The 2,061-nt window shown below is 59.2% G+C and carries 3 protein-coding genes; 2 read left to right on the top strand and 1 reads right to left on the bottom strand.

Going from position 1 to position 2,061, the window contains the following annotated elements:
• Positions 1–784: glycosyltransferase family 8 protein (locus tag AC3AYF_RS00290; protein ID WP_487779271.1), on the bottom strand; the 784-nt coding region annotated here is incomplete at its 3' end.
• 83 nt (positions 785–867) lie between these two features.
• Between AC3AYF_RS00290 and AC3AYF_RS00285 the strand changes: the two genes are divergently transcribed.
• Both AC3AYF_RS00285 and AC3AYF_RS00280 read left to right on the top strand, forming a co-directional pair.
• Complete coding sequence (locus tag AC3AYF_RS00285) at positions 868–1,260, top strand: glycosyltransferase (RefSeq protein WP_487779270.1); 393 nt, start codon at positions 868–870, stop codon at positions 1,258–1,260.
• Positions 1,261–1,281: 21 nt separating this feature from the next.
• On the top strand, positions 1,282–2,061 hold a 780-nt coding region (locus AC3AYF_RS00280; protein WP_487779273.1), incomplete at its 3' end, for a glycosyltransferase.

Raw genomic sequence — 2,061 nt, 5'->3', positions numbered from 1 at the left:
TATAGGGATGAAATGTAGAAAATTTCCATGGTTTGCTTTTGGCTAGAAAATGGATCATCCCCGGTTCTCGTAATGCCGTGACGAATTCTTGGTGCGGGTAACCGGTTTGGACGGTCTTGTTCTTCTCGACTTTACTCCAGGCGCTAGGCTGGAGGTTCCAGCAAAGAGGGAGGCGTGTCCATCGATGGCGAAATACTAGATTGAGGACATCCTGGTCCAGATACTGCAGGCGTTCGTTCAGCGTATCCATACGTTCGAACAAAGAGGCTTCGATATTGCTATCACGCCAGGCGGCCAAATCGATGAGAAGTACGCCGGCATTGAAATAATCCTGTCGGTCAATATCAATATCCTTTGGCGAGACGCCAAGGTTTTCGACGGCCCCTATGATATTTCCGTCCAATGGGCTTTGCCAAAGCTCCACGATGTCCCGGGCGACAAGTAAGTCACAATCGAGATAGATTATCTTGTTTAAATGGCTCGGCACCAAACTGGCCACCGCCAATCGATAGTAAGTGGCAATTCCATATCGTTTCAATGGAAATCCCTGGAATCTTTTTTTATCCGGCACTATCCAGGTCAGGGTGGCTTGGTAATCGGCTACCAGGCTTTCTAGCCGTGATTTCGTGGACGGTGATATACCCGCGTCCAGGATGTAGAAGTCCAACAGCTCCGGGCGTGCCGTCTTATCCAGACAGGAAAAGATGACTACGCCCATCCAGAGGGCATAATTCTCATCACTTGCCAGCACCAAACTGACCCTGCCTTGAGCTGTCTGAGCCATCGTTTCACCGAGATGTGCGAGAATGGACGGGGAGTCATATTGCCTGTCCCATCAACGCTAAGCAAAGAAGTGCTAGAGCCATCATGACCCAGAGAGTATTGCTGGTCGTCCGCAAGCTGAGTATCGGCGGCATCGAGCGTGTCACCGTCAACCTGGCCAACGTGCTGGCCAGAGAGGGGCACGACGTCCATGTGCTGGTGCTCAAGGGGGGGCACGAACTCGCTCCCGACGACGCGGTGACAGTCCATCGTCTCGACTTCGACAAGGCGTTTCGCAAGACCGGGCTGGGGCTGGCGTACGACCTGGTCACGCGGGCGCTGCTGAAGCCACTCCTGCCGGGGTCGGGTTTCCTGTGGCGCGGTCTCTATGGCGGCCGTTACCTTCAGCGATTCGTCGCCAGGCTCGAGGGCGAACACGGCCCCATCGATCGCGTCATCATGCGCGGGCAGGGCGCGTTCGAAACGGTCTGGTCCTGACGCGATCCGCGCTTGTGGCAGGTGACGGTCTCCTGGCCCGGGAGCGAGGGGGGAAAGCTTAAGGGTTTCTACCTCCGGCGCCTCTACGAGGGCAAGCAGGTGGTCTGCAATACGCCCAACGTGCGGGCGCAGCTGGAGAAGCAGCTCGGCCACCATGGGATTCACCCTCGTCGGTGGGCGACCATCATGAACCCGTGCGACATCGAGGCGATCCGTCGCCAGGCCGAGGAGCCGGTGGAGCTGCCGGCCAGGCCGTTCATCGTCCACGTCTCGCGACTCTCGGACGTCAAGCGCCAGGAGTGGCTGATCCTGGCCTATCTCGAGGCGGAGATCGAAGAGGATCTGGTCATCGTCGGCGATGGACCGAAGCGGGAGAGCCTCGAGAAACTCGTCGAGGAGCGGGGGGCCGGTGAGCGGATCCATTTCATCGGCAGCCGGCCCAACCCCTACCCCTGGATGAAACACGCCCGGCTCTTCGTGCTGAGCTCGCGCAGCGAAGCGTTCGGTATCGTGCTGGCGGAGAGCATGATCTGCGGCACGCCCTGCGTGGCGGTCGACTGTCCCGGCGGTGTGCGCAACGTGCTGATTCATGACCAGGCACGCCTGATCGCCGACAACACCGTCACCGGTCTGGCGACCAAGATCCGGGAAGGGCTGGCGAATCCGCCATCGCTGGAGGCCGACCCGGAGCTGATCGAGCGATTTCGGGATACCCGGATCATGCAGCAGTTTCTCGACCTGCCGACGACGGGCGACGTGACGGGCGACGTGACGGGCGACGTGACGGGCGACGTGACGGGC

This window comes from Salinicola sp. (assembly GCF_982684285.1).
The sequence above is the reverse complement of the archived record's forward strand: the minus strand, read 5'-3'. Positions and strand labels throughout refer to the sequence as shown.